Raw genomic sequence first — 23,970 nt, 5'->3', positions numbered from 1 at the left:
TCGACAGTGAAGTGATACCTGTAGATGCCGACGTCGACAATGAGGTGATACCTGTAGATGCCGACGTCGACAATGAGGTGATACCGGTTGATGCCGACGTCGACAACGATGTCACGTTGCTGTTGGTTGTGCTCAGGCCGCTCGACAGCGAGGTGATGCCGGCCGATGCTGACGTTGACAATGACGTCACATTGCTGTTGGTTGTGCTCAGGCCAGTCGACAACGAGGTGATGCCAGTCGAAGTCGATGTCGACAGTGAAGTGATACCAGTCGACGCGGAAGTCGATAGCGAAGTCACACTGCTATTGGTTGTACTCAATCCAGTAGATAGACTAATGACCGTAGTCGACGTTGATGTCGACAAATTATTAAGGTAGACCCTAGTGTTGTTCACATAGTTGACACAACTAGAGAGGCCGCCATACATGGTTCCGCCATTGCCTGCTGTACACACTGCTTCCGGCAAGGTCTGTGCAAATGCACTATCTGGCGCAAACATGAATAACTGCGCTACGGCAGCGGCCGTTGCCAATGCCGCAACCACCGCTGAACCGCTGCGTTTGCCTCGCGCAGCCGTATTTTCAGAGACAGCAACCCAGGTGCCAAGGGTTTCGCTATATACGGTGCGGTAAATTTTATTCATGAATGGCTCTATGCAAAAGTTGCTGCGGCTTGCGACATGGGATCAGACTGGTCGCGCAAGCGAGATCACATGGAAAATGGAAACACTGAAAATGGGGCACTGCTAAGGGCTGCTAAATGGATGGTGGACAGGCGTCATTTAGTTTCCAGCGCTATGGCGCGAACTTGCGGGCAACTCTCGTTGGCGCCGGCAAGTCGGATCCTGAAATAATTCATCTGGTGCAATTTATGCATCTCTTCACCCTGGAAATTTGTTGCTTCTGCGACCACAAAGAACTCGGCTTCATCACATCGGAGCGGAGCCTCAAGCAGCCTGGGCGCTTGACTCAAATCCCGATCGAATAGTTGGAGCTCAGATAACTTGTAAGAAAGGCGGAATTTGGTGCCGCTTTTGCGCCCCACTTAAAGTAACAATATTGGATTTTAAGTAACATTCATTGATGCCTTAAATTTTTTTACAGACCAATTTGCTGCATAAGTACCACCAAACCCATACCAGCATCGTCCCGAACTGACTTAGACGTTTTGCTGAAAGCGGAGATATTCCAGGCTATGAGGCACTTGCTGAATCCAAACCATCTCAGTACTTCGCGGGCATTGCAATTTAAACATCAATAAATGTCTAAACCCATAATTCCAGAGAAGTGCCAAATGTTAATTTCAATTAATATTTATGTCATCTAAATAAGTTCCATAAAGTCGCCAATAAACAACGAATTTATTCATATATGACTATTGAAAATATTTGGATGAAGTGGATTTTCTTGTCTTAAATTAGTCATTTTTTTCTTAAAAAAATAACTAAGTCATTGTTTATAATTATAAATTTAAGTTATATATATTTCGAATATCTTGAATTTATTATTTCCGTACTGCAAGCCAATGAAGAAAAAATAGTTGACGACTTCAAAAAATAAACATGCCAAAAAGAAACAAACATATTATTTATTTCCGAATGGAAATGATAAATATGTTTCTTAAGGATAAATATTCAAAAATTTAAGATCTTTTATCAGGAGCGTGGAGAACGACACCACAAAGTAACAGTTGGCATTTTAAAAATATCTTTTAGTTAAATTTAAATTACAACTATGTGCCGTATGCGGCCTGGGGAAATCGCTGTTGCGTGCATATCTGCGAGGAAAGCCGACCGCAGTAGCTTGTCGTTCACGCGACGCCGGACTGGGGGAGGAAAATCTTAGGTCGTGGCGGCCTAATCACTCCATGAGAATAGAAATGTTAATTTAATTAGCAACAAGGAAACGATACCGTAGCCAGCTTCGGGCAATAAAAAACCCGCAATAACATCGTCATTGCGGGTGCTTGCGAGACAGTACGGCTTTATCGGCTGTTGTCTTGTGCATCCTGTTCGGCTTTTTCGGCTTCTGCTTCTGCCTGACGCCTTGCCATTTCTTCCTGGTACAGCGCCAGCAACGCCGCCCGCGTTTGTGGCGTTTCCAGACTGATGCGGCCTAGCGCACCGGTGCGGTAATCTTGCAGCAGGGTGTGGGCTGCCTTCTCCAGGTCGAGATCGCCGCCCTTGAGACGGAAACCGCGGCGCAGCGCCACGCCTTCTATCACGCTGACGCCGTCGATGCCATCAGTCTTGAGGCTGTAACGCGCGGCCAGCAACGGTGCGTAGCGCAGCAATAACTCATCGGCCAGGAAGGTCGCCACTTCTTCTTCGATCAGCGCATTGCTGCCGATGGCGTGGCTGGCGGCCAGCATCAGGCCGTCGCTTGGATGGGCGATCTTCGGCCACAGCATGCCAGGGGTATCGATCAGGACCATGTTGTTACCCAGGTACAGGCGCTGCTGCACCTTGGTCACTGCCGGCTCATCGCCGACTGCGGCCACGCGGCGTTTCAGCAGGGCGTTCATCAAGGTCGACTTGCCGACGTTGGGAATGCCCATGATCATCATGCGCAAAGGCTTCAGCGGCGTGCCGCGATGCGGCGCCAGAGCCAGGCACAACCCCGGGATCTTGGCGACATCCGACGGCTTCTTGCAGCTCAATGCCACCGCATGCACATCTTTTTGGGCGTTGTAGAAATTGATCCAGGCCTGGGTGGCGGCGGGATCGGCCAGATCGCTCTTGTTGAGGATTTTCAGGCAGGGACGCTGGCGAAACACGCGCAGCTGTTCGATCATCGGATTGCAGCTGGCTTGCGGCAAGCGGCCGTCCAGCACTTCGATCACGAGATCGACCTTCTCCATAGCTTCCGCCGCCTTCTTGCGGGCGGCGTTCATATGACCTGGGAACCATTGTATGGACATGCGTTGTCTTGTCTGGCTAAAATAAACCGCTATTGTACGGACTTATTCCGTATCTACCTCAATCCGGGGTCGCGCGCGTTGCATGAGATGGCGGCGCAAAGCGCTTTCTCATGGCGCCGGCTGCACATTGCATTACCCCAAGGCAAATCTATTGCAAGCTGGTTATTCCAGTTCGGCCAGCACTTTCATGTGCGCGACCACGCTGCGCCCCAGAGCTGAAAGGTCGTAACCACCTTCCAGGCAGCTGACAATCCGGCCTTGCGCGTATTCTGCGGCGACCGCCATGATCTGCCGGGTAAGCCAGGTGTAGTCGGCCTCGACCAGCCCCATCTGCGCCATGTCGTCTTCTTTGTGCGCATCGAAACCGGCGGAGACAAAAATCATTTGCGGCCGGTGCGCCTGCAGGGCCGGCAACCAGTGCTCGCTCGCCAACTGCCGCACCACCTTGCCGTCGCTATAAGCCGGCACAGGGATATTGATGGCGTGGGCGCCGGCGGCCTCGGCGCCACAATAGGGGTAAAACGGATGCTGGAAGAAACTCACCATCAGCACACGCGGATCTTGCGCAAAAATCTCTTCGGTGCCGTTGCCGTGGTGGACATCGAAATCGACGATCGCCACCCGCTCCAGCCCGTGCACTTCGAGCGCATGGCGAGCGGCCAGTGCGACGTTGTTGAACAGGCAAAATCCCATTGATTCGGTGGACGTGGCGTGATGCCCGGGGGGGCGCACCGAGCAAAAGGCGTTGTCGATTTCCCCCGCGATGACGGCATCAGTCGCGGCCAGCGCGGCGCCGGCCGCGCGCAAAGCCGCTTGCCAGCTGTACGCATTGACGGCGGTATCCGGATCGAGCGGAAAAGTGCCGGCTGTGCCAGCCAGGGCCAGGCTATGCTGCTGCACCCGATTGATCATCGCCACGCTATGCACTCGCGCCAGATCGCTCTCCTGCGCTAGCGGCGCACTACGGTAATCCAGCAACTGGTCGATACGGCTGGCAATCAGCTGGTCTTCGATCGCCTGCAATCTCGACGGCGATTCCGGGTGTCCCGGCCCCATGTCGTGCAGCTTGCAATCGGTATGAGTATAGAAAGCAGTAGTCAATTGATCTCGCCAAAAGTCTTGCTGGAAATGATGCTAGTGTACACGGGGAACAATTGCAGGTTGGGACGCACAAGGTTACGAGGGCTGCGTTTGTGCATTCCGGATCATTCTTAATAATATTTTTTTAAAGAAACTAGGCTAATTCAGGGGAAGTTTGTATGATTCTCTCTCGGCAAACCCGCCCTCTTAAACGATGCCATGTTCGCAAAAATCCACGCAGTAGCACAACAAGTCAGTCAGATCGTCGTAGGCAAGGACCATCAAATCCGCCAGGCATTGGTATGCCTGCTGGCGGGCGGCCATTTATTGATCGAAGATGTCCCTGGTGTCGGCAAGACTACGCTGGCGCATGCGCTGGCGATTTCCCTGGGGCTGCGCTTCAACCGCCTGCAATTCACCAGCGACCTGCTGCCTGCAGACGTGGTCGGCATTTCCGTTTTCGATCGTGAAAAAAGCGGCTTTGTGTTCCATCCCGGACCGGTATTTACCCAAGTGTTGCTGGCCGATGAAATCAACCGGGCCACGCCCAAGACCCAGTCGGCGCTGCTGGAGGCGATGGAAGAGCGCCAAGTTACCGCGGAGGGCGTGACGCGCGACCTGTCGGAACCGTTCTTCGTCATCGCAACCCAGAATCCGGCGCATCAGGTGGGGACTTTCGCGTTGCCGGAATCGCAACTGGACCGCTTCCTGATGTGCTTGTCGCTGGGCTATCCGGACGCCGCCGCCGAACGGGCGCTGCTGATGGGCGAAGACCGCCGCACCTTGCTGAAAGCAATGACTCCGGTAATGCAAGCGGCTGAGCTGATCGAAGCCCGGCAGGCATTGAAATCGATCCATACTTCCAGCGCGCTGATCGATTACGTGCAGGCGCTGGCGCATGCCTCGCGCCAGACCGGGCTGTTTGCCGAAGGTTTGAGCCCGCGCGCCGCCATCGCGTTGTTGCAGGCGGCACGTGCCTGGGCCGCGCTGGAAGGCCGTAACCACGTTGTCCCTGAAGATGTCCAGGCTGTGCTGGTGCCGGTGACCGCGCATCGCCTGCGTCCGCTCAAGGCCCATACCGGCAGCGCCTTGGGCGTGCGAGACCTGGTATTGCAACTGATGAAATCGGTTGCAGTATAAAAAGACACTAAAGCTACTTGCTCCCGCTCCCATGCTGACGTCCCTGCGCAAGCAAATCCGCCACTGGCTGGACCAGTCTTTGTTCCAGCTGCGCGATGCCGAACCGGGCGAAGTGCTGCTCACCCAGCGTCGCGTGTTCATCGTGCCGAGCCGGCCCGGGCTCGCCTTTGCCTTCATGCTGGTGCTGCTGTTTTTGTGCTCCATCAATTACAACCTGAGTCTCGGCTTCGGCTTGACCTTCCTGCTGGCTGCGTGCGCAGTCATCGACATGCATCTGACCTTCCGCAACCTGGCTTATCTGCAACTGGCGGCAGGCAAGGCGGCGGCCGTGTTCGCCGGTGAAGATGCGTTGTTCGAACTGCATCTGACCAACCGCCGCAAGCACCCGCGCTACGCCATCTGGCTTGGCTTCATCGGCCGCAGCTTGCCTGCCATCGAACGGGCGGTTGACGTGTCGGCACATAGCGCCAGCCATCTGACGCTGGCGGTGACCACCAGCCATCGCGGCTGGCAACCGGCGCCAAGAATACGTTTGCAAACCCGCTTCCCGCTCGGCCTGTTGCGCGCCTGGAGCTACTGGCAACCAGACAGCAAGGCGCTGGTTTACCCACAACCCGAAGCATCGGATTCGACCCCGCCGCTACCGCTGGCGCCGATCGAGAAAAGCGATGGCAACGGCGTCGCCGGCCATCAGGATTTTGCCGGCATCCGTCCTTACCAGAGCGGCGATTCGCCCAAGCATCTGGCCTGGCGCCAGATCGCCAGGCTGGATACCGACATCGAGGCCAGGCTGATCACCAAGCAATTCGAAGGCGGCGCGGTCAGCGATTTGTCGATCGACTATGCGGCGCTACCGTATGGCATGCCGGTCGAAAGCAAGCTGTCGCGCATGACGCGCTGGATATTGGAAGCGGAAGCGCGCCAGCTGCCGTATGCCTTCCGTCTCGGCGACAGCTTTTACGCCGCCGCGCTGGGACCAGCGCACCAGCGCGCCTGCCTGCGCGCGCTGGCCTTGTATGAAGGGCAGACATGAAGCCAGCGCCGACCGCCGCCACCCTGCACCAGCTCAGGACCGAGCTTGAAAACAAGCCGCTGTTCCGTATCTCCAGCACGTATGTGAAGACGCTGCCGCGCGACAAGAGCGATACCCTGCTGCTGCTGGGCGCCTGCGGCATGGTGCTGCTGCCGCACTTCCTGCATTTGTCCTGGTGGATTTCTCTGATCTGCGGCGGCCTGCTGCTGTGGCGCGCATGGATCACCTTGCGCGGCCAGCGTTTGCCGCCGATGTGGCTGTTGCTGCCGCTGGCGGCCCTGATCATGGGTGCGGTTCGTCTGGACTACGGCAGCTGGTTCGGACGCGAGACCGGGGTCGCCATGCTGACGCTGCTGCTGACCTTCAAACTGCTGGAAATGCGCGCCCGCCGCGATCTGTTCGTGGCGCTGTTGCTGAGTTTCTTTTTATTGCTCACTACCTTCTTCTATTCGCAATCGATTTTATCTCTGCTCTGGATGATCGCCACACTGACGCTGCTGTTGACCGCGCAGCTATCATTCCAGTACACCGGCGACATGCCGCCGCTCAGGCAACGGCTGCGGCTGGGTGGCGTGATACTGGCCATGGCGCTGCCGTTGACGCTGATCTTGTTCCTGCTGTTTCCACGGATTCAGGGGCCGTTGTGGGGCTTGCCCGGCGATGCCCACGGCGGCCGTTCTGGTTTATCGGACAGCATGGCGCCGGGAAATCTCTCGCAACTGGCGTTATCCGACGACATCGCCTTCCGCGTCAAATTTGCAGAAACTGCGCCCGCCCCCGCCAAACGCTACTGGCGTGGCGTGGTCTTGAATGATTTCGACGGCCGCACCTGGACCGAGGGAAGGCGCAGCCGCGCGGCAGCCGATACGGCTGGTCACATGCAGCCTGTCGCTGCGCCCGCCCCCGGCGCAGAAACACACCAGCAAATCACGCTGGAACCGAACGGCCAGCGCTGGCTGTTTGCGCTGGAAACGCCGCAAGAGGCGCCGCTCCTGGATGGCGCCCGGACGCGGCTGACGGCCGATCACCAGATCCGCGCTCCGCGCAGCATCAATGAACGCGTGCGTTACGACGTCATATCCAACCTCGGCCCTGTGCCAGCAATCCAACTCACGGCAGACGACCAGCAGCAGATGCTGGCGCTACCGCCCGGATTTAATCCGCGGACCCGGGAATTTGCCGCCAGCCTGCGTAACACGTCAGCCAACGACACGGCGTTGGTGACCGCTGTACTGAGATTCTTCCGCCGCGAAAATTTCAGCTATACCCTGGAACCGCCGTTACTCGGCAAGAATAGCGTCGACGACTTCCTGTTTTCCAGCCGCGCCGGCTTTTGCGAACACTATTCCAGCTCCTTCGTGGTGCTGATGCGCGCCGCCGGGATTCCCGCACGCGTGGTGACCGGTTACCAGGGCGGTGAAATCAATCCGGTGGACGGCATGATGACGGTACGCCAGTCCGACGCCCACGCCTGGGCCGAGGTCTGGCTGCCACCACGCGGCTGGGTCAGGGTCGATCCTACCGCGGCAGTAGCGCCGAACCGGATCGAAACCCGGCTCGGCAACGTGCTGCCGCGCTCTTTCTTTGGCAACCTGCTGGATGCGGCCCCCGGCCAGAGCAATTGGTGGTCGGCATTGAACGATGGCGTCGCTCTGTTGCGCGCCAATTGGGAAGCGCTGGGCAATGGCTGGAACCAATGGGTGCTGAATTACACGCCGGCCCAACAGATGGGCTTCATGCATTGGCTGGGTTTTGACGACATGGACTGGCGCACCTTGAGTATCCTGATGCTGGCCATCGGCACAGTGGCGGTCGCCAGCGTCACGCTGCCTTTGCTACTGGCGCGCAGCAAGAGCAAGCCGCTCGATACGGTATACTCCGCGCTGTGCGCGCAGATGGCAAGGCGCGGCCTGGCGCGGAACAAGCATGAAGGTCCGGCGACTTACGGCCGCCGTCTGTGCGCCAGCGATTCGCCGCTGTCGCCTGCCGCCAAAATGGCGGTACAGCGCTTCATGGCATTGTACGAATCCCTTCAATATGGCGCCGAATCAGGGGCTGCATACGGGACTAGCCACAAGCTGCCGGCACCTTCAATTGCACAACTAAAATTACTGCTCTCTCAATGTCGATGAAATCCACTCTCCGTTTCCATACCGCCGCCCAGCTGTGCGCCTTGGCGTTGGCGATCGCCGCCAGTCCCAACTTGCTGGCGCAGCAAAGCACCGGCGGTAAAACCACCGCAGCCAAGGTCAGCGTGCGCAAGGCCATGAATAATGCCGACGACGGCGAGTTTGCCAATTTCGCCGACTGGAAAGAGGTGTCCGCGTTCATCGACCAGATGGTCGAGAAGCATGGTTTCGACCGCGCAGAACTGGTCACCATGTTCAACAAAGTGCGCTATATCGACAGCGCGATCCAGCTGATGAAGCCGGCGCCGGCCGGCAAGCCGAAAAACTGGGCCGCCTACCGTGCGCGCTTTGTGGAACCGGTGCGCATCCAGGCCGGCGTCGATTTCTGGAATACCTATGCCGACGCCTTGCGCCGCGCTGAAGCGCAATATGGCGTGCCGGCCGAAATCATCGTCGGCATCATCGGCGTTGAAACCGTGTATGGCCGCAACGTCGGCAGCTTCAGGGTGATGGACGCCATCACCACGCTGGCGTTCAACTATCCCGACACGCCGACACGCGAAGCGCGCATGGCCTTCTTCCGCGGTGAACTGGAAAGCACGCTGCTGTACGCCAGGGAATCAGGGATCGATCCATTCACCTTGCTGGGCTCCTATGCCGGCGCCATCGGCTGGCCGCAGTTCATGCCGAGCAGCATCCGCCAGTACGGCGTGGATTTTGACGGCAAGGGCCAGATCGATCTACGCAATTCGCCGATCGATGCGATTGGCAGCGTGGCTCATTACCTGGCCGAACACGGCTGGAAAACCGGCACGCCGATCGTGTTCCCGGTGACGTTGTCGACCGATACCAGCGCGGAAAACCGCTGGCAGGCATTTATCGGCCAAGGCCTGGAGGCCAAGTATTCACTGGACGAACTGACAGCAGCCGGCGTCGTGCCCGGCGTGGTGCTGCCAAACGACATGCGGTTCGGCCTGATCGACCTGCAGAATGGACAGAATCCTGCCGAGTATTGGATCGGCACCGATAATTTCTACGCCATCACGCAGTACAACCGCAGTTTCTTTTACGCGATGTCGGTAGTCGATCTGGGACGCGCGGTCAGGGTGGCGCGCGAACAATAATAACCGCGGTGGCAACAGTGGCAATAAGCCGTTATGGATTGCTGACCGTCAGTTCGACTTCGACGGTCTGGTCGTTGGCGGTGATCCAGATCTGCCCGTCCTGGATGGTGCACTGGAGTTGCATGTTGCGTTGGGCGAAGCCGGTCAGCGCCTCGCTGCTGGCGGCGGCGATATTGATGACCGTAAGGTTGCGCGCACGCGCCACCTTGCCGGCGATCTGGTTCCACCAGATATGGCTGGTGCTGCTGTAGCTGTACACGATCACCTGCGCCGCGCGGCCACAAGCCTTGAGGATGCGTTTTTCATCCGGCTGCCCGACTTCGATCCAGAGATCGATGGCGCCGGTCAGGTCCTTCGCCCATAAATCCGGCTCTTCGGCGTCCGACAACCCTTTGCCGAATACTAAGGCGGATGACCCGTGGCGGGCAAACGCCAGCAGGCGCACCATCATGCGCTCATCGGTTTCCGACGGATGACGGGCCAAGGTCAAGGCGTGTTCCTGATAATAATGACGGTCCATATCGGCAATTTGCAGATCGGCTTTGAAAATAGTTGCTTTAAGGGCCATAACGCCTATTGTTATATAAAGATGAATCAAACCCGGCGTGTCGCAGTCACGGGATCGGAAGAATAACCCGATTTTCCGGTACGGAAAACAAAATGACCGCCGCGACGGTTCGATAGCCAGGGCTTGATGCTGCGGCATTCGCCCTTATATGTGTTTAAATTTTGTGCAAACCTTACAATATAATCAATGAAAACTGCTCTCCCGCCAGCTGACAAGGCATTCTCCGACGAAGTAATTGCTCACACCAAAGTGTGGCTGGAGCGCGCCGTGATCGGGCTCAACCTGTGCCCGTTCGCCAAGGCTGTCTTTATCAAAGATCAGATCCGCTATGTCGTCAGCAGTGCGAAGACACCGGAAGAGCTGGTGGCCGACCTGATCAGGGAGCTGGAATTCTTGCAGGAAGCCAATCCGGAAAAGGTCGACACCACCTTGCTGATCCACCCTGACGTCCTGCGCAACTTCCTGGACTATAACGACTTCCTCGACGTCGCCGATGCCGCGGTCGAAGAACTCAATCTGGGGGGAGAGATCCAGGTGGCCAGCTTTCATCCCGAATATCAGTTCGCCGACACCGACATCGACGACATCAGCAACTACACCAATCGCGCGCCCTACCCGACTTTGCACCTGTTACGCGAAATCAGCGTTGAGCGCGCGGTCGATGCCTTCCCGGATGCATCGGAAATATTCAGCAAAAATATGCAAACCCTGCATCAGCTAGGATTGGACGGCTGGCAGAAAATAATGAGGGAGGGACAAAAACAAGCCTGAATTGGTGCTTTGCTTATTGTTTTATGTTGTAAAAATGGTATTTCTTGCAGTTTTTTACGGAAAGTTACTAAATAGTAATAGACATCGTAACAAGAAAATTTTAAATTGAGCTTGTGCAACTTATTTGTATATTTGGTCACTAAACAAAGTACCTTGTTTGTTACCAACCGAACGTACAACACGCTGTGCAATGTACCAAGCTGTATCAGTAGTCCCATGAAGAAATAAATAGGGAGTTTCTTTATGATAAAAATGTGCTCAAAATCAGTATAAAATACGGCAATTATAATTTTGCCAATAAAACTGGGAGGTGCACTTGGTAATAGTTTTGTACATATTGCACAACCACTTCCCATATATCAACTAGGATAAACGGAAACAATTGATTATGACTAACACTACCCCAGACGCACCAACCAGCAACAAACTTGATGAACAAGTGACCTATGATCCAAATCACTTGCTGGATTCGCTCATCGACAAGTTGCACTTGAAAAACGATGCGGCACTCTCGCGCTCACTCGAAGTGGCGCCACCGGTCATCAGCAAAATCCGCCACCGTCGTTTGCCGGTTGGCGCCTCGCTGCTGATTCGCATGCACGAAGTCAGCGACCTGACAATTCGTGAGTTGCGCGCCCTGATGGGTGATCGTCGCGAGAAATTCCGTATCAGTGACAAGCAGTTCAAGCCTAAGAGCAAGATCGAAGCCGAAAAGCTGAAGTAATCGGCATGTCGATTCCCTCCCTGTCTGGAGCGCTGCCTGCAGCTGCTTCAGGCAGGGAAAACGCCGGTAGATAGATAGCGGTCGCCGCGATCGCAGACGACGAACACGATCGTCGCGTTTTCTACTTGCTGTGAAATACGTAAAGCCACCTCGCAAGCACCCGCTGCAGATATTCCGCAGAAAATCCCCTCTTCACTCGCCAACCTGCGCGCCATATGCTCGGACGCCGCCTGGCTGACTGCTTCTGTCTGGTCAACTTTCGAATGGTCGAATATTTTCGGCAGATAAGCTTCCGGCCATTTGCGGATCCCTGGAATTTGCGAGCCGTCTTCCGGCTGCGCGCCGATAATGCGAATCGCCTGGTTCTGTTCTTTCAGGTAGGTGGAGACGCCCATGATAGTGCCGGTGGTGCCCATGGCGCTGACAAAATGGGTAATCCGCCCTTCGGTATCGCGCCAGATTTCCGGGCCGGTGGTTTCATAATGGGCCAGCGGATTATCCGGATTGGCAAACTGATCCAGGATCAGTCCCTGGCCATCCTTCTGCATTTTTTCAGCCAGGTCGCGCGCATATTCCATGCCGCCGGTTTTTGGCGTCAAGATAATCTTGGCGCCATAAGCCGCCATGCTCTGACGCCGTTCCTCGCTCAGGTTTTCCGGCATCAACAACACCATCTTGTAGCCGCGCATGGCCGCCACCATCGCCAGGGCGATGCCGGTATTGCCGCTGGTGGCCTCGATCAGCGTGTCGCCAGGTTTGATCTGACCACGCGTCTCCGCATGCTTGATCATCGACAATGCCGGCCGGTCTTTCACTGAACCGGCGGGATTATTGCCTTCCATCTTGCCCAGAATCACGTTATTGCGCTGTTCGGCATCGCTGCCGGGGATACGTTTGAGTTGAACCAGAGGGGTGTTGCCGATGGTGTCTTCGATAGTCAGGTAAGGCATATTTTGTGATCAGGCGTCTTGTGCAAAGAGCTCATTTTAATATGAGACTTTGCTACGCGTATGAAAGCCTGACAAAGCACAGCCGATAGCGCCGAATAACAATGCATCCTGCCGGAAAATGAAAAAGCCCCGAGAACCGCTGTGGGGCCGTACATACGCGATGATTGCACTGCGCGGCCGGATGGCCAGCCCGGCGCCGTTACTTGGGCTTGGCCGCCGTTTTGGCGGCTGCCTTGGCCGGTGGCGGCGCTGTATCGCCTTTGGCCTTGCCATTCACCTGCAAACCGCCTTGCGACAGTTTGAGCGCATTCTTTTCACCGATGCCTTTGACGCGGCTTTCAAAGTCGCCCCAGTCCTTGAAGTTGCCGCCTTTGGTGCGCTCATCGAGAATGCGCTTCGCCGTGGCTGCGCCGATGCCTTTGACTCCCTCCAGGCCCGCCAGGTCGCCTTTGTTGACGTCGACCTGGGCAAAACTGGCCGAAGCCATCAGCATGCAAGTTACCAGCAATAGTTTTTTAAGCATTTCGTCTATCTCCCATGATGTGGTGTGGCTGAAAAATCAATCAGACGCGAAAACGTCTAATTAATTATAGTCACGACAATGCGGAAAATTAGCTTTTAGACCACAAACGAGAATTTACTTAACCTAATAATTCTTCGCGGCTGACCGTCGCCGTACCAAGTTTGCCGACCACGATGCCGCCGGCGCGATTCGCCAATGCAACGGCGTCGGCAATCGGCAATCCCGCGCCGAGCATCAATGCCAGCGTCGCAATCACGGTGTCGCCGGCGCCAGAAACGTCATAGACCTCGCGCGCCATTGCCGGAAAGTGCGTGATTTCCTTTGCCGTATACAAGCTCATGCCTTCTTCCGAACGGGTCAGCAACAAGGCTTCGAGCTGCAGCGATTCGCGCAGATTTTGCGCTTTCACAGTCAATTCGTCTTCGTTCTTCCAGTTGCCGACGATGTGCTTCATCTCCGACTTGTTCGGCGTCAGGACGGTAGCCCCCGCATAGCGTGAAAAATCGTCGCCCTTGGGATCGACCAGGATGCATTTGCCGGCCTGCCTGGCAACGGCGATCATTTCCGCCACGTTGACCAGGCTGCCCTTGGCGTAATCGGACAGCACCACCACCGGATATTGCGGCAGCAAGGTATTGAAACGGGTCAGCTTGTCGCGCAGTACGGCATCGGTCGGCGCTTCTTCGAAATCGATGCGCAGCAATTGCTGCTGGCGGCCGATCACGCGCAGCTTGATGATGGTGGAGATGCTCGGATCGCGGGTCAGGAAGCTGTCGACGCCCATTTCTTCCAGCATGCAGTCGACGGTGTCGCCGGCTTCATCCTGGCCGACCACGCCGAGCAAACCCGAGCTGCCGCCCAGGGTAGCGATATTGCGCGCGACGTTGGCGGCGCCGCCCAGCCGCTCTTCGCGCTTTTCCACGCGCACGATCGGCACCGGCGCCTCAGGCGAAATACGGCTGACCTCGCCAAACCAGTAACGGTCCAGCATCACGTCGCCGACCACCAGAATCTGCACGTGCTTGAAAGAAGCCGGCAGCGTATAGCTTTGCTTGGTCATGATCTTATCCACACGCCTTAATGACGCACCAGCGCCGAACGGCCAATGCCGTGATATTCGAAGCCCAGCTCGCCCATCACCTCGGGCTCATACAAGTTGCGGCCGTCGAACACGATTGGCGCCTTGAGTAGTGTTTTGACCTGGTCAAAATCGGGACTGCGGAACGTCTTCCACTCCGTCACAATCACCAAGGCATCCGCATTTTTCAGCGCATCGGTCTGGTTGTCGCAAAAGCGGATGCGTTCAAATGCGCCGGGCGTAGCCGCAAAATCCAGCGCCAGCACACGCTTGGCTTCCGCCATGGCTACCGGATCATGCACCGCCACGGTGGCGCCACGCGCGATCAGTTCGCCCAACAGCACGCGCGACGAGGCTTCGCGCATATCGTCGGTATTCGGCTTGAACGCCAGGCCCCACAAGGCAAAATGCTTGCCGCTCAGATCGGCGCCGAAACGCTCGCTGATTTTTTGTCCCAGCACGTGCTTCTGATTATTGTTGACTTGTTCTACCGCGCGCAGAATATGCAGTTCCTGGCCGTAGGCGCGTGCAGTGCGTTCCAGCGCCTGCACATCCTTGGGGAAACAGGAGCCGCCATAGCCGCAGCCGGCGTACAGGAAGCTGTAGCCGATACGCGGGTCGGAACCGATGCCATGGCGTACCGCTTCGATGTCCGCGCCCACTTTATCGGCCAGGTTGGCCAGTTCATTCATGAACGAGATGCGGGTCGCCAGCATCGCATTCGCTGCGTATTTGGTGAATTCGGCGGAGCGCACATCCATCCAGAACGTGCGTTCGTGATTGCGGTTGAACGGCAGGTACAGCTGCTTCATCAGCGCTTGCGCCTGCTGGCCGGAGGCGCTCTCGTCGCAGCCGATGACGATGCGGTCGGGCCGCATGAAGTCTTCCACTGCGGCGCCTTCTTTGAGGAACTCCGGATTGGAAACGACGGAAAACCGGATCGCAGCGCCAGCGGGCTGGCGTGCATCCAGCTCTTGCTGGATCGCTGCGGCGACCCGGTCGGCGGTGCCCACCGGCACGGTCGATTTGTCGACGATGACCTTGAAGCAGGTCATGTACTTGCCGATGTTGCGGGCCGCGGCCAATACGTATTGCAAGTCGGCCGAGCCGTCTTCATCCGGCGGCGTGCCGACCGCAATGAATTGCACCTGGCCATGGGCCACGCTGGCGGCAATGTCGGTAGAGAAATGCAAGCGTCCGGCAGCGCGGTTGCGGCTGACGATTTCGGCCAGGCCGGGCTCATGGATAGGAATGCCGCCGCCGTTCAGCATGGCGATCTTGGCTTGATCGAGATCGAGACAAAACACGTCGTTGCCCAGCTCCGCCAGGCAAGCACCTGTGACCAAGCCGACATAGCCGGTACCGATAATAGTAATTTTCATGTTATTCCGTGAATGCGCTACGCTGCCGCCATGGGTATGGCAGGCCAGCAGCGGGTTAAACTAAACTCAATTCATTACGTTCAATTCTTCAGTACGGCGCGGCGGATAGGTTTCCCAGCGGCTGCAGCCGGGGCACTGCCAATAGAATTGGCGCGCCTTGAAGCCGCAGTGGCTGCATTGGTAGCGCGCCAGCTTCTGGGTATAGCCATGCACCAGATTCTTTACCACCGACAGCTCTGAATGCATTTCCGGCGCCACCTTCATCAGGCGCGCTTCCAGCAACTTATCCAGGCCCAGCAAGGTCGGCGTGCGCCGCAGCTCATCGCCCACCAGCTGATTGGTGGCTTCGACGCCATCCAGCTCAAGCACTGCTTTGAACACGACTTCCAGCAAGTCGATGGAGGAGGCTTCGGCGAGATAGGAACGCAGCAGATTGACGCCTTCGTGCGGCCGGCCGACGGCGCGATAGCCATCCATCAGGCGTTGCGCCACCAACGCCACATGCGGCACGCTTTGCTGCTCGACCCGGCGCCATGCCTGCAAGGCGGCTTCGACGTCACCCTGCGCCAGATGGACGTCGCCCAGCAACATGGTGGCGCGCACGCTGTTGCGGTCGTTGCCCAGCGCTTTTTCCAGCAAGGACCTGGCTTCCTCGGGATGGCCGTCGACCAATTCGTCCTGCGCCAGCTCGCAATAGAACTGGGCGATCTCTTTTTGCCTGCCGCCGGCCCCCGATTGCTGCAAGGTCTGGGCCGCTTCGATGGCGCGCTGCCATTCTTTCTCGCGCTGATAAATTTCCAGTAGAGCGCGGCCGGCCTGGGCGCCGTACTGGCTGCCGGCCAGCAAGTGGAAGCTCTCTTCAGCGCGGTCCAGCAGACCGGCTTTCAGGTAATCCTGGCCCAGTTCATATTGCGCATGCAGGCGATGTTCTTGCGCCAGGTCGGGTCGCGCCAACAAGTTCTGGTGGACCCGGATCGCGCGTTCGGTTTCGCCACGGCGGCGGAACAAATTGCCCAGCGCGAAATGCAGCTCGGCGGTTTCCGGATCCAGCTTGACGATTTCGATGAAGGCATCGATGGCCTTGTCCGGCTGCTCGTTGAGCAGAAAATTCAAACCCTTGAAATAACCGCGAGGCAAACTGCGTGATTCGGATATCAGTTGATTGATATCGACTCGCGCGGCAATCCAGCCAAGTCCAAAAAAGACCGGGATGCCGAGTAACCACCAAATTTCAAATTCCATACGGACTGTGCTTTATGCGTGACCGGGATCTTCGCAAAGACCCGGTGTGAAAATGCCGGCAAATTGATTTACCGCCGCAATCGCGGCGGCTCACCCAATTTGATACTAAGACCCCGCCAGGAAATAAGTTGGACATTTGTGCTGGCCGTAGCTGGCGCGCTGCTGCGTTGCCCACCGCTTGCAGTGCTCGCACTGCGGCGCATCGAGCGCCTTGCTTCGCATCCAGCTACGTCCGCCCAAATGCCCAACTTATTTCCTGACGGACTCTAAGCGGCATTATATATTCTTGATGCTGTCCGGTTGCGGTGCTTGTGACTCTGCCAGGCGTTGCGCTTCCTGCTCTTTTTGCAAGTTGGTCAGGGCTTTTTTTGTTTTTGATGCGTTGCGGCGGTGACGGAACACCGATGGCGCCATCGCCAGTACGCCAAGAATCGCGCCGAAGATGAAGAAACCCAGCAGGAACAGCACCAGCGGCCCTTGCATGGTCGTGCCGGGGAAGAACTGGAGATCGACGTTGCCTTTGTTCTGCAGGGCGAATCCGAAAAATACAAGAAACAGCAGGATCGAAAGAATTCGGGAAATGATTTTCATGATGCCTTTTCGTGTGATTGGGTAATGGTGGCTAACTTAAGCGACGCAAACTTGCAGCCGCTTGGTTTTATTATTGCCATTTTTGCAAATCCGCACTGAATACACAAACAATATTACTTTAAATGATGCGAAATTGTACGTGAAAAAAAACGGCATCCGTAGATGCCGTTTCGATTTTGCTCGCGCGTAAATATAACTCCGCCTTTACAACTCAGTCTTCTTGAATCGGTTGCCCGACCATCGCGTCGACTCGTTCGCGCAATTCCTTGCCTGGCTTGAAATGCGGCACCCGTTTTTCGGGCACCATCACTTTGTCGCCGGACTTGGGATTGCGCCCGATCCGCGGTGGCCGCCGATTCAGCGCAAAACTGCCGAATCCACGAATCTCGATACGCTGGCCGGTTGCCAAAGCATCCGCCATTGCATCGAGTATGGTTTTCACCGCGTAATCCGCATCCTTGGCTACCAGTTGCGGATAACGCTCGGCCAAGCGGGCAATCAGCTCCGACTTTGTCATTAGCTTTACTCGCTCAGTTAAATCTCAGTTAAATATACTTGCTGCTTAGTTCTTGTTGTCCAGCTTGGCCTTCAACAGCGCGCCCAGGCTAGTCGTACCGGAAGCGGCATTGGAGTCCGAAGCCGAGGACAACTTCTGCATTGCTTCCTGGGTTTCAACATTGTCTTTCGCCTTGATCGACAGCTGGATGCTGCGAGCCTTGCGGTCGATGTTGATGACCATGGTTTCGATGGTATCGCCAACCTTCAGGTGCGTACCGGCATCTTCCACGCGATCGCGGGAGATTTCGGAAGCGCGCAGGTAGCCTTCGACTTCATCCGACAACTGGATCACTGCGCCCTTAGGCTCGACCGACTTGACTGTACCGGAAACCAGTGCGCCCTTGTCGTTCATTGCAGCGAAATTGTTGAATGGATCGCCTTCCAGTTGCTTGACGCCCAGGGAAACGCGCTCACGCTCAACGTCGATTGCCAGAACGATGGCTTCCAGCTCGTCGCCCTTCTTGAAGCGACGAACGGCTTCTTCGCCGGTTTCAGTCCAGGACAGATCCGACAGATGCACCAGACCGTCGATGTTACCGGCCAGGCCGATGAACACGCCGAAGTCGGTGATCGATTTGATCGCGCCCTTGACCTTGTCGCCCTTTTTATGGGTAACAGCGAAATCGTCCCAAGGATTAGCCTTGCATTGCTTCATGCCCAGGCTGATACGGCGGCGGTCTTCGTCGATTTCCAGAACCATGACTTCAACTTCATCGCCCAATTGAACGACTTTGTTTGGCGCCACGTTCTTGTTGGTCCAATCCATTTCGGAAACGTGAACCAGGCCTTCGATACCTTGTTCGACTTCAACGAATGCGCCGTAGTCGGTGAGGTTGGTGACTTTACCGAACAGACGCGTGCTTTGCGGGTAACGACGTGACAGACCGGTCCAAGGATCGTCGCCCAGTTGCTTGACGCCCAGGGAAACGCGATTCTTTTCTTGATCGTACTTGAGGACCTTGGCAGTGATCTCTTGACCGACTGTGAGCACTTCCGAAGGATGACGCACACGACGCCATGCCAGATCGGTGATGTGCAACAGACCGTCGATGCCGCCCAGATCCACGAATGCGCCATAGTCGGTGATGTTCTTGACGACGCCGGTAACGATGGTGCCTTCTTTCAGGGTTTCCATCAGCTTTTGGCGCTCTTCGCCCATCGAAGCTTCGATAACCGCGCGACGCGACAACACGACGTTGTTACGCTTGCGATCGAGCTTGATGACCTTGAATTCCATGGTCTTGCCTTCGAACGGCGTAGTGTCCTTGACCGGACGGGTATCGACCAGCGAACCCGGCAGGAAGGCACGGATGCCGTTGGTCAGAACGGTCAGGCCGCCCTTGACCTTGCCATTGACAGTACCGGTAACGATCTCGCCGGACTCCATCGCTTTTTCCAGCGAGAGCCACGATGCCAGACGCTTGGCCTTGTCGCGCGACAGGATGGTATCGCCGAAACCATTTTCCAGCGATTCGATCGCGACGGAAATGAAATCGCCGACAGCGACTTCGAGTTCGCCGTTGTCATTTTTAAATTCTTCGATTGGAATGAAGGCTTCGGACTTGAGGCCTGCGTTGACGATAACAAAGTTATGGTCAAGGCGCACGACTTCAGCAGAAATCACTTCACCAGAACGCATGTCTTGACGTGACAGCGATTCTTCAAACAGCGCGGCAAAATCAGCGGCGGCGCCGGAGGTATTGGACAGAACAGTGATGGACATAGTTTTGACTAGTTGACAGTATTGCCGCCTTATCTATGCAAAGTACTTAAAAAATCACTTGCTGCAGTACTTACTTACTAAGATGCGGTCAATATCGGGTTAGGTTTTTCAACGTCCGGTCAGACTTTGCGTCAGGCCGGACACCAAGGTACTGCAAAAAAACAACAAATAATGTTACTGCTTGAGGCTAAAACACTGACTTCTCAACTTATTTCTCATTCAGGACGGCTTGGCAGCGGCATACCAGCTGAGCACTTGTTCGACCGCTTCGTCAGCAGTCATTGCAGAAGTATCCAGCAGATGCGCCCCTTCCGCGGCCTTTAACGGCGCCGAGCTGCGGCTGCTATCGCGCGCATCACGCTCCGTCAAATCCTTTGAGAGGTCTTCCATATTAGCAGAAAAACCCTTGTCAATCAATTGCTTATAGCGCCGTTGGGCCCGGGCCTCGACGCTGGCGGTCAAAAATACTTTTAACCCGGCATGGGGGAAGATCACGGTGCCCATGTCGCGGCCGTCGGCGACCAGGCCCGGTTGTTGTCTAAAACTTAATTGCAGGCCGTACAGGGCTTGCCGAACAGTTGGTATTGCAGCAATTTTTGAAGCCATATTTCCTACTTCTTCGGCCCGGATATCGTTGGAGACGTCTTCGTTCGCCAGGAAAATGTGGGCGCCGTTGAAATGGCAATGCAGGTGTTCTGCGGCCTTGGCCAGGGCGTGCTCGTCATCCAGCGCGGTGTTGCGGCGTAATACGGACAAGGCGGTCAGGCGATACAGCGCACCGGAATCGAGATAGTGGAAACCCAGGCGCTGCGCCACCTTCTGCGCAACGGTGCCTTTGCCGGATGCCGTTGGGCCATCGATGGTGATGACGGGGATGTGGGAATTAGGCATAAAAATACTCGATTATTATTAAACTGGATGCATTGTCGCTGGTTCAGCAACAAATATTACTCTGACAAGGGCGCGAAAATTACCTGCAAATCATCCTGCGTCAGGCCGACATTCTGGGTTTCATCTCCCTCCGGCGACAACATTGCCTGCGCCAGGTCGGCTTTCTTTTGCTGCAGCAGCTGGATGCTTTCTTCTACCGTGCCCTTGGCGATCAGCTTATAGACAAACACCGGCTTGTCCTGGCCGATACGCCAGGCGCGGTCGGTGGCCTGGCTTTCGGCGGCGGGATTCCACCACGGGTCGTAGTGAATCACGGTGTCCGCCGCGGTCAGGTTCAAGCCGACGCCGCCGGCCTTGAGACTGATCAGGAATACCGGCACTTCGCCATCCTGGAATTTGCGCACTGCCTCGGCCCGGTCTTGCGTCGCGCCGGTCAGCATCGTATAGCCGATATCGCGCTCGCGCAGTTCTTCGGCGATCAGCGCCAGCATACTGGTAAATTGCGAGAACACCAGAATCCGCCGGTCTTCCTGACGCAGTTCGTCGACCATTTCCAGCAATTCCTGCAATTTGGCGGACGGCATTTCAGCCTGCGCCGCCTCGGCTTCCGGCTGGTCGGTCTTGAGCAAGCGCGGATCGCAGCAAGCCTGGCGCAATTTCAACAACGCCTCGAGGATCACGATATGGCTACGCGCCACGCCTTTCTTGGCGATCTCTTCGCGCACCTTCTTATCCATCACCAGGCGTACGTTTTCGTAAAGATCGCGCTGCGCCCCGGTCAAGGTCACGCTGCGCAGCATCTCGGTCTTTGGCGGCAATTCCTTGGCCACCTTGTCTTTGGTCCGGCGCAGCAGGAATGGCTTGATGCGGCGGCTTAACAGCCCGCGGCGGGTAGCGTCGCCCTGCTTTTCAATCGGCTGGCGGAAATCGCGGTTGAAGGATTTTTCATCGCCCAGCAAACCCGGCAGCAGGAAATGAAACTGCGCCCACAGCTCGCCCAGATGGTTTTCCACCGGCGTGCCGGTAAGACACAAGCGATGCCGCGCATTCAGCATGGCCGCGCTTTGCGCCACCTTGGAGCGCGGATTCTTGATGTAATGCGCTTCATCCAGGATCAGCAAGTGAAAAGCATGCTCGCGCCAGCGCTCTTCATCGCGCGGCAACAAGGCATAGGTGGTCAGCACCAGATCGCAATCTGCGATCTGCTCGAACTGCTCCAGCCGTTGCTTCCCTTGCAGCACCAGCACCCGCAGATCGGGCGCAAAGCGTGCGGCTTCCTGCTGCCAGTTATCCATCAGACTGGTAGGTGCGATCACCAGCGCCGGCGCGGTCAGGCGGCCGCTTTGCTTCTCGATCAGGATATGCGCCAGGGTCTGTACAGTCTTGCCCAGGCCCATATCGTCGGCCAGAATGCCGGCCAGGTCGTATTCGCGCAGGAATTGCATCCACGCCACCCCTTGCAGCTGGTAGTCGCGCAGCGTGGCTTGCAAACCGGGCGGCGCCGACACTTGCTTGATGCCGCCAAAGGTGTGCAGCTTTTGCCCCATGCTGCGCAGGCGGTCGCCGCCTATCCAGCGTAGCTTGTTGCCGGCGTCCAGCTCGGCCAGACGCGCCGCATCGAGCGCCGACAAGCGCACCGGGCCGTCTGGTTTTTCAGTGAAATACAGCTCGCCCAAGGTATTCAGGATCGGCTTGATGCGGCCCCAGGGCATGGCGACATGCACGCCATCGGCCAAACGCACCAGCAATTCATCCTGGTCGTCGCGCAGGGCCATGGTGCGCGGATCGAAATCCTGCGGCGCCTGGCGAATCAAATCAACCAGCAGCGGCAGCAGCGATACGCGCTGGTGATTGACCACGATGCCCATTTGCAGGTCAAAGCCGCCGCCAGCGTCATCGGCTGCTTCGTCAACCTCCGCATACCAATCCTCTACCTCGGCCACATCGAAACGGTACTCGGCGCGCTTGTCGATCTGCCAGCCTTGCGCTATCAACTGCGGCAATCCTTGTTTGGCAAAGCGCAGCCACGCAGACTGGTCCGGCAGCATGAACATGCCCGGCATCATGGCCAGCGGATGTTGCGTACCCTCCAGCGCTTGCATGCCCAGCGCCAGCAGAGTCTGCTGCAAGGCCGTTTCTGCGGCCCGATCACGCATGATCTGTTCGATCCCGGCCGCTGTGTTGCGGCTCAGCGACGGGGTGAATTGGGCGGAGGCGATGGCGTCGTCATAACGAAAATGCAGCTCGGCGAAATCTTGCATCAGCGGATTGCTGACACTGGGGAGATTACCCAGCACCAGCAATGGCTGCGGCGCGATATCCCGGCGCACGGTTTGCGCCACCTGCGGCGGGAACGGGATCACATCAGTCAAACCTTGCGTCAGCAATTGCTGGGCGACAGCTAGCCGGTCATCCGGATCCAGCATGGGCGCCTGGATCACCAGGTCGTTGAGCGCCTTGCTGGAAATCCGGCTATCGCGATGCGAAAGCAGCAGCTCGCCACAAGAGAGATTGTCGATATACCAAGGCGGCTCGGTAGGCAGCATGTAATCGAGGCTTTTGCGCGCCTGCTTCGAAGCTGCGGTTGCAGTTGCGGCAGCCTCGATTGCCGTTTCAAATTGCCAGCCCAGCTGCCAGAGATCGCGCGCTGCATCACGGCCGTCATCCGGCGCTTCGTGCCAGGCCAGGCTGGCGCGGCGCGGCGGCGCCAGTTGCAAAGGATAGGCGGTGCCCTTCACCAGGTCGGACAGGGAATTCGCCCACAGCAAGCGCTGTTGCTGCAGCAGCGCACGCAACAATTGCGCACCTAGTTGACCGCTCAACTCACAGGCGGCGTGCTGCGCATGGTTGCCATCGTTCTGGGCCACGAACAAGCCGATCAGATCACGGTCTTCCGGGCGCAAGAACACGGTCGGGTCGGCCAGCAGGCGCGGCACGTCGGTAACTGGTTGGGCGGATAGAAACTGGCCGTTCGGCCGCGGCTGCGCCTTGCATAAATGCAGCACCGCCTTCTTGCCATTGTAGGCGGCAGAGAGGACGAAAACCACCTGATGCGTGGCGACTTTCTGGCGCAAGCCGGTCTGCGGCGGGGTCGATGCAGCGCCCGCGATTTCACTCTGGACCCGGGTCAGCCAGGCTTCCATCGGACGCGCCAGCGGTTGCGGCGAAATCGCTTTGGCAACCGGCTTGGGGATCGGTTTGGTGACGATCACGGCAGGCTCCTGCGCGCGTAATCTGTCAGTGGCAATCGTGATCTGGTCGGAGGAAGGACGCTGCAGATACTCGATCAGCGCCGCCGCCACATGCTTGCAGTTGGAGCCGACAGGGCAAGAACAGACGCTATCGATATCCGGCGCATCGCGGAATACCGACAGCGTTATTTCCTGCTGGTAGACGTTGCTGCCGCTGCCCCGGACGATGGCGTTGAGGACGTCGCCATCCTGCTCGACCGCCAGCACACGCCGCTGGCGCACGTATTCCTGGCCGCGATCAAAGGTTGCCTGATGCAACACGTCGCGCACGTCGGCAAGTGTCAGATTCATGC

The 23,970-nt window shown here is 57.0% G+C and carries 21 protein-coding genes; 8 read left to right on the top strand and 13 right to left on the bottom strand.

Translation table 11 applies throughout. The annotated features are described in order from the left end of the window. Both ABI171_RS15585 and ABI171_RS15580 read left to right on the top strand, forming a co-directional pair. Positions 1–377: hypothetical protein (locus ABI171_RS15585; protein WP_348093443.1), on the top strand; the 377-nt coding region annotated here is incomplete at its 5' end. Between the two features lie 382 nt (positions 378–759). After that, the gene (locus ABI171_RS15580) at positions 760–987 is read left to right on the top strand and encodes a hypothetical protein (protein ID WP_348093442.1); all 228 of its coding nucleotides are present in this window, start codon (positions 760–762) and stop codon (positions 985–987) included. Between the two features lie 996 nt (positions 988–1,983). On the opposite strand, the gene ylqF is transcribed toward ABI171_RS15580, so the two are convergent. Both ylqF and ABI171_RS15570 read right to left on the bottom strand, forming a co-directional pair. Next, a complete protein-coding gene (ylqF, locus tag ABI171_RS15575; protein WP_348093441.1) occupies positions 1,984–2,919 on the bottom strand; it encodes a ribosome biogenesis GTPase YlqF in 936 nt (311 codons plus the stop codon). A 162-nt stretch (positions 2,920–3,081) separates the two neighbouring features. Further along, positions 3,082–4,020: a histone deacetylase family protein gene (locus ABI171_RS15570; protein WP_348093440.1), complete on the bottom strand. Its 939-nt coding sequence runs from the start codon at positions 4,018–4,020 to the stop codon at positions 3,082–3,084. Positions 4,021–4,218: 198 nt separating this feature from the next. Here ABI171_RS15570 and ABI171_RS15565 point away from each other — a divergent pair, with 198 nt between their 5' ends. The 4 genes from ABI171_RS15565 to mltB are packed head-to-tail and all read left to right on the top strand — an operon-like array spanning position 4,219 to position 9,425. Next, positions 4,219–5,139 carry a MoxR family ATPase gene (locus ABI171_RS15565; RefSeq protein ID WP_348093439.1) on the top strand — a complete coding sequence of 307 codons (921 nt, stop codon included), beginning with the start codon at positions 4,219–4,221 and terminating at the stop codon, positions 5,137–5,139. Positions 5,140–5,170: 31 nt separating this feature from the next. Then, a complete protein-coding gene (locus tag ABI171_RS15560) occupies positions 5,171–6,172 on the top strand; it encodes a DUF58 domain-containing protein (protein WP_348093438.1) in 1,002 nt (333 codons plus the stop codon). After that, the gene (locus ABI171_RS15555; RefSeq protein ID WP_348093437.1) at positions 6,169–8,304 is read left to right on the top strand and encodes a DUF3488 and transglutaminase-like domain-containing protein; all 2,136 of its coding nucleotides are present in this window, start codon (positions 6,169–6,171) and stop codon (positions 8,302–8,304) included. Before ABI171_RS15560 ends, ABI171_RS15555 begins: the two co-directional genes overlap by 4 nt. Beyond that, positions 8,295–9,425: a lytic murein transglycosylase B gene (gene mltB, locus ABI171_RS15550; RefSeq protein WP_348093436.1), complete on the top strand. Its 1,131-nt coding sequence runs from the start codon at positions 8,295–8,297 to the stop codon at positions 9,423–9,425. Before ABI171_RS15555 ends, mltB begins: the two co-directional genes overlap by 10 nt. 31 nt (positions 9,426–9,456) lie before the next feature. On the opposite strand, the gene ABI171_RS15545 is transcribed toward mltB, so the two are convergent. Then, a complete protein-coding gene (locus ABI171_RS15545) occupies positions 9,457–9,993 on the bottom strand; it encodes a YaeQ family protein (RefSeq protein WP_348093435.1) in 537 nt (178 codons plus the stop codon). A gap of 186 nt (positions 9,994–10,179) precedes the next feature. On the opposite strand from ABI171_RS15545, the gene ABI171_RS15540 reads away from it, so the two are divergent. Further along, positions 10,180–10,764: a DUF1415 domain-containing protein gene (locus tag ABI171_RS15540; protein WP_348093434.1), complete on the top strand. Its 585-nt coding sequence runs from the start codon at positions 10,180–10,182 to the stop codon at positions 10,762–10,764. Between the two features lie 388 nt (positions 10,765–11,152). Further along, positions 11,153–11,488, top strand: a complete 336-nt coding sequence (locus ABI171_RS15535; protein ID WP_038492934.1) for a hypothetical protein — start codon at positions 11,153–11,155, stop codon at positions 11,486–11,488. Positions 11,489–11,535: 47 nt separating this feature from the next. On the opposite strand, the gene cysM is transcribed toward ABI171_RS15535, so the two are convergent. The 10 genes from cysM to ABI171_RS15485 form a co-directional block, all read right to left on the bottom strand. Further along, positions 11,536–12,438, bottom strand: coding sequence for a cysteine synthase CysM (cysM, locus tag ABI171_RS15530; protein WP_348093433.1), 903 nt, complete (start codon positions 12,436–12,438; stop codon positions 11,536–11,538). 199 nt (positions 12,439–12,637) lie between these two features. Then, entirely contained in the window at positions 12,638–12,961 is a 324-nt protein-coding gene (locus ABI171_RS15525) for a helix-hairpin-helix domain-containing protein (protein ID WP_348093432.1), read from the bottom strand. A gap of 118 nt (positions 12,962–13,079) precedes the next feature. Then, on the bottom strand, positions 13,080–14,021 hold the full coding sequence (gene rfaE1, locus ABI171_RS15520) for a D-glycero-beta-D-manno-heptose-7-phosphate kinase (protein ID WP_348093431.1): 942 nt from the start codon (positions 14,019–14,021) through the stop codon (positions 13,080–13,082). A gap of 17 nt (positions 14,022–14,038) precedes the next feature. Continuing rightward, entirely contained in the window at positions 14,039–15,421 is a 1,383-nt protein-coding gene (locus tag ABI171_RS15515; protein WP_348093430.1) for a UDP-glucose/GDP-mannose dehydrogenase family protein, read from the bottom strand. Positions 15,422–15,487: 66 nt separating this feature from the next. Continuing rightward, positions 15,488–16,663, bottom strand: a complete 1,176-nt coding sequence (gene lapB, locus ABI171_RS15510; RefSeq protein ID WP_348093429.1) for a lipopolysaccharide assembly protein LapB — start codon at positions 16,661–16,663, stop codon at positions 15,488–15,490. 276 nt (positions 16,664–16,939) lie between these two features. Next, positions 16,940–17,254 carry a LapA family protein gene (locus tag ABI171_RS15505; protein WP_348093428.1) on the bottom strand — a complete coding sequence of 105 codons (315 nt, stop codon included), beginning with the start codon at positions 17,252–17,254 and terminating at the stop codon, positions 16,940–16,942. Between the two features lie 211 nt (positions 17,255–17,465). Continuing rightward, positions 17,466–17,771: an integration host factor subunit beta gene (locus ABI171_RS15500; RefSeq protein WP_038492951.1), complete on the bottom strand. Its 306-nt coding sequence runs from the start codon at positions 17,769–17,771 to the stop codon at positions 17,466–17,468. Between the two features lie 45 nt (positions 17,772–17,816). Further along, complete coding sequence (gene rpsA / locus ABI171_RS15495) at positions 17,817–19,535, bottom strand: 30S ribosomal protein S1 (protein ID WP_348093427.1); 1,719 nt, start codon at positions 19,533–19,535, stop codon at positions 17,817–17,819. Between the two features lie 219 nt (positions 19,536–19,754). Continuing rightward, the gene (gene cmk / locus ABI171_RS15490) at positions 19,755–20,426 is read right to left on the bottom strand and encodes a (d)CMP kinase (RefSeq protein ID WP_348093426.1); all 672 of its coding nucleotides are present in this window, start codon (positions 20,424–20,426) and stop codon (positions 19,755–19,757) included. A gap of 56 nt (positions 20,427–20,482) precedes the next feature. Further along, positions 20,483–23,968, bottom strand: a complete 3,486-nt coding sequence (locus ABI171_RS15485) for a DEAD/DEAH box helicase (RefSeq protein WP_348093425.1) — start codon at positions 23,966–23,968, stop codon at positions 20,483–20,485. Positions 23,969–23,970: the final 2 nt, after the last annotated feature.

The organism is Collimonas sp. (assembly GCF_039923675.1).
In the GTDB taxonomy this organism is placed as follows: domain Bacteria; phylum Pseudomonadota; class Gammaproteobacteria; order Burkholderiales; family Burkholderiaceae_D; genus Collimonas.
This window is presented reverse-complemented; position numbering and strand designations above follow the sequence as displayed.

Bases quoted from the DNA above. Each gene is read 5' to 3' on its own strand.
- ABI171_RS15580 (WP_348093442.1), top strand. From the start codon at position 760: ATGGATGGTGGACAGGCGTCATTTAGTTTCCAGCGCTATGGCGCGAAC.
- ylqF (WP_348093441.1), bottom strand. From the start codon at position 2,919: ATGTCCATACAATGGTTCCCAGGTCATATGAACGCCGCCCGCAAGAAG.
- ABI171_RS15565 (WP_348093439.1), top strand. From the start codon at position 4,219: ATGTTCGCAAAAATCCACGCAGTAGCACAACAAGTCAGTCAGATCGTC.
- ABI171_RS15560 (WP_348093438.1), top strand. From the start codon at position 5,171: ATGCTGACGTCCCTGCGCAAGCAAATCCGCCACTGGCTGGACCAGTCT.
- ABI171_RS15555 (WP_348093437.1), top strand. From the start codon at position 6,169: ATGAAGCCAGCGCCGACCGCCGCCACCCTGCACCAGCTCAGGACCGAG.
- mltB (WP_348093436.1), top strand. From the start codon at position 8,295: ATGTCGATGAAATCCACTCTCCGTTTCCATACCGCCGCCCAGCTGTGC.
- ABI171_RS15545 (WP_348093435.1), bottom strand. From the start codon at position 9,993: ATGGCCCTTAAAGCAACTATTTTCAAAGCCGATCTGCAAATTGCCGAT.
- ABI171_RS15540 (WP_348093434.1), top strand. From the start codon at position 10,180: ATGAAAACTGCTCTCCCGCCAGCTGACAAGGCATTCTCCGACGAAGTA.
- ABI171_RS15535 (WP_038492934.1), top strand. From the start codon at position 11,153: ATGACTAACACTACCCCAGACGCACCAACCAGCAACAAACTTGATGAA.
- cysM (WP_348093433.1), bottom strand. From the start codon at position 12,438: ATGCCTTACCTGACTATCGAAGACACCATCGGCAACACCCCTCTGGTT.
- ABI171_RS15525 (WP_348093432.1), bottom strand. From the start codon at position 12,961: ATGCTTAAAAAACTATTGCTGGTAACTTGCATGCTGATGGCTTCGGCC.
- rfaE1 (WP_348093431.1), bottom strand. From the start codon at position 14,021: ATGACCAAGCAAAGCTATACGCTGCCGGCTTCTTTCAAGCACGTGCAG.
- ABI171_RS15515 (WP_348093430.1), bottom strand. From the start codon at position 15,421: ATGAAAATTACTATTATCGGTACCGGCTATGTCGGCTTGGTCACAGGT.
- lapB (WP_348093429.1), bottom strand. From the start codon at position 16,663: ATGGAATTTGAAATTTGGTGGTTACTCGGCATCCCGGTCTTTTTTGGA.
- ABI171_RS15505 (WP_348093428.1), bottom strand. From the start codon at position 17,254: ATGAAAATCATTTCCCGAATTCTTTCGATCCTGCTGTTTCTTGTATTT.
- ABI171_RS15500 (WP_038492951.1), bottom strand. From the start codon at position 17,771: ATGACAAAGTCGGAGCTGATTGCCCGCTTGGCCGAGCGTTATCCGCAA.
- rpsA (WP_348093427.1), bottom strand. From the start codon at position 19,535: ATGTCCATCACTGTTCTGTCCAATACCTCCGGCGCCGCCGCTGATTTT.
- cmk (WP_348093426.1), bottom strand. From the start codon at position 20,426: ATGCCTAATTCCCACATCCCCGTCATCACCATCGATGGCCCAACGGCA.
- ABI171_RS15485 (WP_348093425.1), bottom strand. From the start codon at position 23,968: ATGAATCTGACACTTGCCGACGTGCGCGACGTGTTGCATCAGGCAACC.